Origin of the sequence: Streptomyces sp. SID3343 (genome assembly GCF_009865215.1) — a bacterium.
In the GTDB taxonomy this organism is placed as follows: Bacteria; Actinomycetota; Actinomycetes; order Streptomycetales; family Streptomycetaceae; genus Embleya.
Genome location: NZ_WWJX01000106.1, coordinates 19,557 through 27,341, shown reverse-complemented (window position 1 = coordinate 27,341; position 7,785 = coordinate 19,557). Strand labels below are relative to the sequence as shown.

The window sequence follows — 7,785 nt, the reverse complement described above, 5'->3', positions numbered from 1 at the left end:
CCGCCCTCCCGAGCAACCCCCCAACCCCCGACCGCCCCCGAAGCCGCCACGCCCCCCGCCTCCACCAACTCCCTCCCCGCCGCCTACTGGTGGGCCTGGCTCCTCGTCGTCTGCTCGGTCGCCGTCGAGTTCTCGCTCTCCCTCTGGGCCGCGACGCTGCTCCACGACCGCACCGGGCTGTCCGACAGCACCGCCGCCACCGCGATGACCGGCGTCGTCGCCGGCCTGTGCCTGGGCCGCCTGGCCGGTGGCCGACTCGCGCTGCGCTTCCGGCTGTACCGCCTGTACGTCGCCGCCGTAGCCGTCAACCTGGTCGGCTTCACCCTCTTCTGGACCGCGACCGCGCCTTGGCAGGGCTTCCTCGGCCTGTTCGTCTGCGGCCTGGGCATGTCGGTCCAGTTCCCACTGGCCACGGCCGCCGCGATCCAGGCCGCCGGCGGCCGGGCCGACCTCGCGGTTTCGCGCCTCGCCGTCGCGACGACCGTCGCAGCCGGCGGCGCGCCGTTCCTGCTCGGCCTCGCAACGGACCACATGCCGGTCCGCGTCGCGTTCCTGCTGCTCCCGATCCTTCTGGTGGCCTCGATTCCCATCCTCCGCAAAAGCAACGGCGGTTCGGCGATGAGTTCTCGACGCCCCGACCGTCTATAGAGGGAACGGGCAAACGCCCGGCGATCCGACCCGACCCGACCAGACCGGAAGCGGCACGATGAACGACATCCGACACCAAGTCCAGCAGACCATCGACGAACTGGTGGCCTCCGACGCCGAACGAGGCATCCAGGTAGCCGTCTACCGGCACGGTGACCTGGTGGTGGATGCCGTGGCCGGAGTAGCCGACCCCGCGACGGGCCGACCGGTCACGGCGGGCACCGTCTTCTACAACTACTCGATCGGCAAGGGCGTGACCGCGACCGTCGCGCACGTCCTCGCCGAGCGCGGCGTCTTCGACTACGACACCCGAGTCGCCGACATCTGGCCGGAGTTCGCCGCACACGGCAAGGACAAGGTGACCCTGCGACACGTCCTGACCCACTCCGCGGGAGTGCCGGGCCTGCCCAGGAACACCACACCCGAGGACGTGTGCGACTGGGACGCGATCTGCGCGATCGTCGCCGACGCCGAGTTGTGGTGGGAGCCCGGCACACAGGTCGGCTATCACGCGTACACCTTCGGCTTCCTGGTCGGCGAGATCGTCCGCCGCGCGACCGGCCGAACCATCTCGCAGGTCCTGCGCGAGGACGTGGCCGGCCCACTGGGCATGGCCGACGAGCTGTACTTCGGCATGCCGGCCGGCGAACACGGTCGCCTCGCGACCCTGGAGGATGCCCCCGGCACCGACGAGATGCTCGCGTCGATGCCCGAAGACCTGCCCATGTTCGACGCCGGCCCGAAGGCGCTGTTCCCGACCGCCGCACTCGGCAATCGCAGCGACTACCTCACGGCCGACATCCCGGCGGGCGCCAAGGTCTCCGCCCGCGCCGTCGCCCGTGTGTACGCCGCCCTGCTCGGCAACGTGACGGGCGTCCCGCTGATCTCCGCCGACCGCCTGCGGACGATCTCCGCGCCCGCCGCGTCGGGAACCGACCGGGTCTTCGGCAACGAGTCCACGTGGGCCCTCGGCTACGCCATCGGCGAACCTGGTCCCCCGACGTCCTTCGGCATGGCCGGCGCCGGCGGCAGCTTCGCGTGCGCCGATCCGGCGACGGGTATCGCCTTCGCCGTGACCAAGAACCGCCTGACCGGTGACTTCACCACCGCCGAACGCATCCTCGACCTCGTCAACCGCTGGAATGTGAGCGCATGACCCTCGCGAACCACGACCGCTACTGCGCCGAAATCGTCACGCAGACCGATCTGTTGGTATCGACCATCCAGGGCCGAGACCTGACCGCCCCCGTACCCTCGTGCCCCGGCTGGAACGTAGGCCAACTCCTGCGCCACCTCGGCGGCGGCCAACGCTGGGCCACGGAAACGGTACGCACCCTGGCCACGGAACCCGTCCCCGACCAGGACTTCCGCGACCTCTCGGCCTACACCCACGAGGACCCGGCCGTGTTAGGCCCGTGGCTCACCGAGGGCGCCGGGCAACTCGCCGACGCGCTCCGCGCCGCAGGCCCCGGCGCGAAGGTGTGGACCCCCGTCCCGGGCGGGACCACCGACTTCTACCCCCGCCGCTTCACCCACGAGACGGCACTCCACCGCGCCGACGCGACCTTGGCCTTGGGCGCGACGTACGTCCTCGCCGAAGACGTGGCCATCGACGCCATCGACGAGTGGATGGAACTCGGCTCGCTGCCCATGCACTTCGAGGTCCACCCACACATGCGCGAACTCCTCGGCCCCGACCGCACCATCCACCTCCACGCCACGGACACCGCCCCGGAGGCGGCAGCCGAGTGGGTGGTCGACCTCACGGGCGACGCCATCACGTGGCGCAGGTCCCACGAAAAGTCCGCCGTAGCCGTCCGAGGCCCACTGACCGACCTACTCCTGACCATCTACAAACGCCGCCCGCCACACGGCGAAGGCATCGAAGTCCTGGGCGACGCAGCCCTGCTCGACTTCTGGCTGGACCGAGTGAGCTTCGGCTGACGACCGCGCCGGCCGGGCGGCCGTACCACGGGGATGGCCGCCCGACCGGCGCAATGTCGTCTACTGCTGCCGGAGTTCCGGCAAGAGCTTGCCCCAAGCAGCGGCATGAAGCCGAATCACCGACTCGTCTCTTCGTATGCTGTCTCGAACCGCGATGACATCGAAGGACGCCTCGACGTCCACGAGTGCACAAGCGCCCGGGTAGCCGCTGGTTCGCCACCAGGGCTGCCGGCTGTCCGACACAGGATTTCGGCCTCGGCAAGACGTTGACTGATCAGCTCCAGAGAATCGTCCACGGAGAGAGCGGCCGCCATCAGGTCCTCGCAGGCGGTTCCGTACGTGCCCACGCAAGACGGTCGGACCGACCAAGAAGCCCCGGTCAGACCCTCCAGAAAGACAACTTGGCGTGTACCGAAGTCGTACAGGATGAACGAACTGCTGCTACCCGGGTGTGCACCGATATCGGCGGGCAGCACCTGTACACGAATATCGTTCCGGCGGGCCAGAGTCACCAGAAGGTGACCGAGTTGGTCACGAAGAATGTCCAAGCTACCGACCACATTGCTCAGTGCACCCTCATCAATGATGTAGCGAAGCGACCCAACGCCGTTCGATCGAGGATGAATCGCGTCGAGTCGTTGGCTGCGCTGGTCAGCCCTCGCGATGACGTCGTCGTTGGACAGCGAAGGGGAGACCCCCCGCAGTACGGCGCATGTATACGCATGGGTCTGGAGGACGCCGGGGATGAGCGTTCCCGTATACGCGCGGATGCTCGTTGCTGCGCGATCGGCCTTCGCAATGCGCGCAAAGCACCTGTCGTTGTCGGACTCGGCGGGGCCGGTTCGCCACCAGCCCCACTGCTCCGCGTCTCGCAAATCCTGGATCACGGCACCGCCCGTCGCGTCCTGACGCGCCGTCGCCTGTAGCCCGTCCACGTCGTCAGCCGGCGTGAATCCCAGTGCGGTCAAAGGGCGGTCGAACATCGTCTCCAGAACCGTCTGGTAGTCCGGCGTGGGCCAAGGCGGTTCGACACTCTCCCAACGGCGGACTTGGCGAACACTGACGCCCAACCGCTTCCCACCCGCCAACGCCTTCGCCTCGAACGCATCGGCGAAGCTCTGCTGCGACTTCAGCCCCATCGCCTTCCGCGCGGCCTTGAGCGTCACATTGCCCACTGTTGGACGGTTCGTCATACAGACCCCCGTGGGATCGAAACCAATACCGAGACCACCCAGGGTAGTTATCCAGCCACCATCAGCAGCCATATGCTCGAAAATCACCCTGCATCACCGCACTGGCAGTTCCTCGTCCCGCCCCACAGGCGAAGCGATCAGGGCCGAGTCCTCGGCCCTGCTTCTCGAAACGATGACGCCGGTCCCCGGAACCGTCGTTCCGGGGACCGGCGTCACACGGGACCCGGATCGATCACCAACGTCCGTGTCCGATCGCGACCTACGGGTCGCTTGTCGATGTGTTTCTGCTGAAACTGTGCAAGCGCACCCGATCGATGGGCGGTTGGGTCAGAGGTCGGCGCCGCGGGGAATGGGATCGAGGCTGTGGTCGGGGACGATGCCGATGGATGCCCATCGGTAGCCGAGTCCGAAGAACTGATCTTCGCTGGTGAAGGCGGCGCGGATGCCGCCCCGGACGAGGTAGACGTTGGCTTCGTGTTCCTCGCGCAGGAGTGTGCCGTCTCGCGGGATGTGCGGGAGGGCGTCGACGGTGGCGGCCGGGACGGTCAGCACGCGGTCGAAGGTGTAGCCGAGCCGGAAAAAGGTGTCCTCGTCGGGGATGTGGAAGCCGGCTCCGCCGTTGACGACGAAGACCTCGGCGCGGCCCGCGCCCTTGACGAGAGTGCCGTCGGTGAAGGTGGTGGTGGTGCCGGTGGGTGTGCTGCTGGAGGTGAGCGCAATGGGCGGGGCGAAGGCGGTGGTTCCGGCGGCGGGGGCTCGTCCGGTGTGGACGAGGAGGCTGCCGTCGGTGGTGCGGGTCCACAGGTCGGGGCGCGCGTCGCCGGTGATGTTGCCGTCGGTGGACAGTAGGGGGTACGCGGCGGGCGTGTAGCCGGTACCGATCTGCGACTTGGCGCCGGCGTCACCGAGAGCGGCGACGTCGGGGGTGCCGTCCGGCAGGAGGCGGCTGGGGAATTGGTAGAGGGCGCCGCTCGGGTAGCGGGCCCACAGGTCGGGGAGGCCGTCGCCGTTGATGTCGCCGGGCGCGGCGAGCGTGATGCCCTGCCAGCCGAGGCCGCCGATCATGCGGGCTTCGCTGAAGTCGCCGCCGGGGTCGCGGTGGAAGAACCACAGCGAGCCGTTGCCGGTGACGTCCGTCTCGATGGTGATCAGATCACCGAAGCCGTTGCCGTCCTCGTCGGTGCGTTTGTCGGCGTCGCCCACGGCGAGGATCTGCTTGACGCTCGACCAGTCGAGGGCGTTGTAGCCGGCGCAGTCGCCGGTGCAGCCGGGGCGGGGGACAGTGGCGACGACGGAGCGTTCGCGCTTGAAGTATTGGTGGTCGTTGTTGAGGAGTCCGCGTTGGGCGGGCGGCAGGGCGAGGCTGAGGCTGCTGCGGTAGATGCGCAGGGTGCCGTTGTCCTGGGGTCCCTTTTGCCAGGCGAAGAGTTCGTCGGTGCGGATGCCGGGGCCGGTGTTGTGGCTGACGAGGGAGCCGGCCCAGGTGCTCTGGCCGGGGCTGTTCGGACCGGTCGAGGCCAGCACGCTGCCGTCACCTGCGACGACGCTGCCTTCGGGTTGGGGCCGGGGCAGGAGGCCGTGGTCTGTGGGGTACATCCGTAGGTCGTTGCCGTCGACGACGAGAACGTCGGGTGTCCCGTTGCCGGTGATGTCGCCGGCGACGGTGGGGGCGTTCGGGTCGTCGGGAACGTAGAAGGTGTGGTTGAGCGTTTGGGAGCGGTTGCCGGCGCGGTCGACGGCCTGGACGCGAAGGATGTTGGTGCCCCACATCCCCGGTTTGAGGGTCAACTGGGCGCGGCCTTGGGCGTCTGCGGTGACCAGGGATGCTCCGCCGACGGGCATCGAGGCGTTGAAGGCGTATTCGAACGCGACGAGTCCGCTGCCGCCGTCGGAGGACTGGAACGTCAGGGTGCGCTCGGCTCCGGTGGGTTTGGCGGCGTCGCCCGGAGCGATGGTGACCTGGGGGCCGGCGGGCGCGGTGGTGTCGACACGGAAGTAGCAGGCGGCGGTGAAGGGCGAGTCGTCGAGGTTGTCGGAGGTGCGGGAGTACCAGCCGTAGCGGTGGCCGTCCGTGAGCGGACCGGTGGCGATGGACACGGCGCTGCCGGACGCGACGAAGGGGCTGTGTTGTTCGTCGAGGATGACGGTTTGGGTGGTGTCGTCGACGAAGCTGAACTTGTTCGCGACGAGGTGGTTGTCCGCGTCGGAGACGGTGGCGTTCATGCGGACGCCGGTGTTGCCGTTGGTCGCGCCGATCCAGCCCTCACCACCGGCGGGAGCGCAGCCGGTGTCGGTCCAGGTCTTGACGGCGGCGGGTCCGTCGGCGTCGAGGCGACTGGGGCTGGGAGTGGTGTTGAGGTTGGCGGGCTTGTTCGGTGGGGTGTTGTACTGGACGTAGAGGTACGTGTCGGAGGCGGTGCGCGAGTAACGCTTGAGGCCGTTGTTGGCGGTGGTCTTGCTTTCGTCGCCCAGGATGCCGAAGGTCAGCACTTCCCAGTTGGGGTAGGGCTTGAGATTGTCGGTGATACCGAATTCGATGTTCTGGTCGCCGCCGCAGTCGGAGCCCTTGAAGGAGTTACTGCCCCATCGTCCCTTGTCGGCGGGTCGGTGGTTCCAGTCGGTGTCGTTGCCGATGTTGTCGCCGGTGAGATGCAGGTACACGGGCCAATTGCTGTCGGGGCAGCCCCTCTTGGCGGAGTAGACCTGGGTGACGTTGAAGGTGACGAACAGGATGTGCTTGCCGTCCAGGCGCCCGTTCAGGTTGTAGCCGACCTGGAAGTAGCTGCGTTCGAGGCCGTGGTTGCCGGTACCCCAGCGCTGGTAGCCGGATCCGAGTTCGAACTTGGTGTTCTCGACGCCGGCGGTGTCGGGGTATCCCTCCTGGGCCCAGGTCTGAATGCCGGCCCAGTCGATCATGGGGACCCATGCCGGGTCGATGTAGAGCGGGAAGACCGTGTCCGGCGCGTGCAGCAGGCCGGCGTCCGGGGTCAGGGTCAGGGCGTCCGCGGTGACGGCGGTCTCGATCGGCGCGGTCGCGGCGTGCGCGCCGGGACGCTCGTCCGTGGAGGCCACTTCGTCCGCTGGAACCACGTCGCCGTCCGCGACCGCGTACGAGCTCGCGGACGCCGTGCCGGCGACGCCCGCACGTCCCTTCGCCTGAGCCTCGGCGGGGGCGGGAGTGGTGCGCGAGTCCCACATGATCGGGGCCGGCGCGGTGAACGCGGTCTTGCCTTCCGGGGTGGTCGCTTTGAGGCTGCCGGTGGTGTCTCGGGCGACGGTGACGCCGTCCAGGTTCATGCCGAGCCTGAGATCGGCGAGGGCCGGGTCGCTCGCGGCCTGAGGGGTCTTGACGATCAGGATGTGGGTGAAGCCGCCCTGTTCGGTGGCGGTGACCTTGAGGTCGACGTCCGGCAACACCTCGGGATAGACGGCGCTGGGTCCGTCCAGACGCGGGGTGGGCAGGGGGGTGGGCCAGGTCAGGGCAAGTTTGCGCCCGCCGTTGTCGAGCGCGGCCAGGGGCGTGGTACCGCCGCCCGAGAAGGCCACGTCCGCAGTCGTGGACTTGGCACGTAGCGTGCCGTCGGTCGCGGCGATCAGGGTCGGGTCGAGGTCGGCCCAGGCCCCGGACTTCTTCGTCCGGGAAGGCTCCACGCTGCGTTTGAGGCCCAGGGTGCCGTCGGGTCGAGCGGTGACCAGGTCCGTCTCGGTCGTCAACTCCGGGACGACTACCGGTTGTCCGGTACGCGCGGCCCGGGCAACGGCGGCGTCCTCGGGCGACAGCGGCGAACTCGGCTGCGAGGGTGGCGACTTCGCGGTCTTCACCGCAGCGACGGGGGGCGTCTTGGGCGCCGCGTTCGCGGCGGTGGTGCCGCCGGCGAGTACGAGGCCGAGGAGCCCGCAGGCCACGACGGTCAGGCGCTTGCGGGTGCGGGCGAGGGGTGGGTGCCCCATGTGGGGATGCTCCTTGAACTGCCGGGGACCGGGGCGCGGGTGCGCATAG

Annotated in this window: 5 protein-coding genes; 3 read left to right on the top strand and 2 right to left on the bottom strand. The window is 68.8% G+C overall.

Features of this window, described 5'->3' with window-relative positions; genetic code table 11:
* From GT354_RS03725 to GT354_RS03715, 3 genes are all read left to right on the top strand, one after another.
* A partial coding sequence (locus tag GT354_RS03725) for an MFS transporter (RefSeq protein WP_161354720.1) occupies nt 1–648 on the top strand: 648 nt, incomplete at its 5' end.
* A gap of 58 nt (nt 649–706) precedes the next feature.
* On the top strand, nt 707–1,804 hold the full coding sequence (locus GT354_RS03720) for a serine hydrolase domain-containing protein (RefSeq protein ID WP_161354719.1): 1,098 nt from the start codon (nt 707–709) through the stop codon (nt 1,802–1,804).
* The gene (locus GT354_RS03715; RefSeq protein WP_161354718.1) at nt 1,801–2,592 is read left to right on the top strand and encodes a maleylpyruvate isomerase family mycothiol-dependent enzyme; all 792 of its coding nucleotides are present in this window, start codon (nt 1,801–1,803) and stop codon (nt 2,590–2,592) included. Before GT354_RS03720 ends, GT354_RS03715 begins: the two co-directional genes overlap by 4 nt.
* A 116-nt stretch (nt 2,593–2,708) precedes the next feature.
* Here the strand turns inward: GT354_RS03715 and GT354_RS53425 are convergent, their stop codons facing one another.
* Complete coding sequence (locus tag GT354_RS53425; protein WP_346011831.1) at nt 2,709–3,872, bottom strand: DUF5753 domain-containing protein; 1,164 nt, start codon at nt 3,870–3,872, stop codon at nt 2,709–2,711.
* Nucleotides 3,873–4,112: 240 nt separating this feature from the next.
* Nucleotides 4,113–7,736 (bottom strand): VCBS repeat-containing protein, encoded by a 3,624-nt coding sequence (locus GT354_RS03705; RefSeq protein ID WP_161354716.1) that lies wholly within the window; start codon nt 7,734–7,736, stop codon nt 4,113–4,115.
* Between the last annotated feature and the right edge of the window lie 49 nt (nt 7,737–7,785).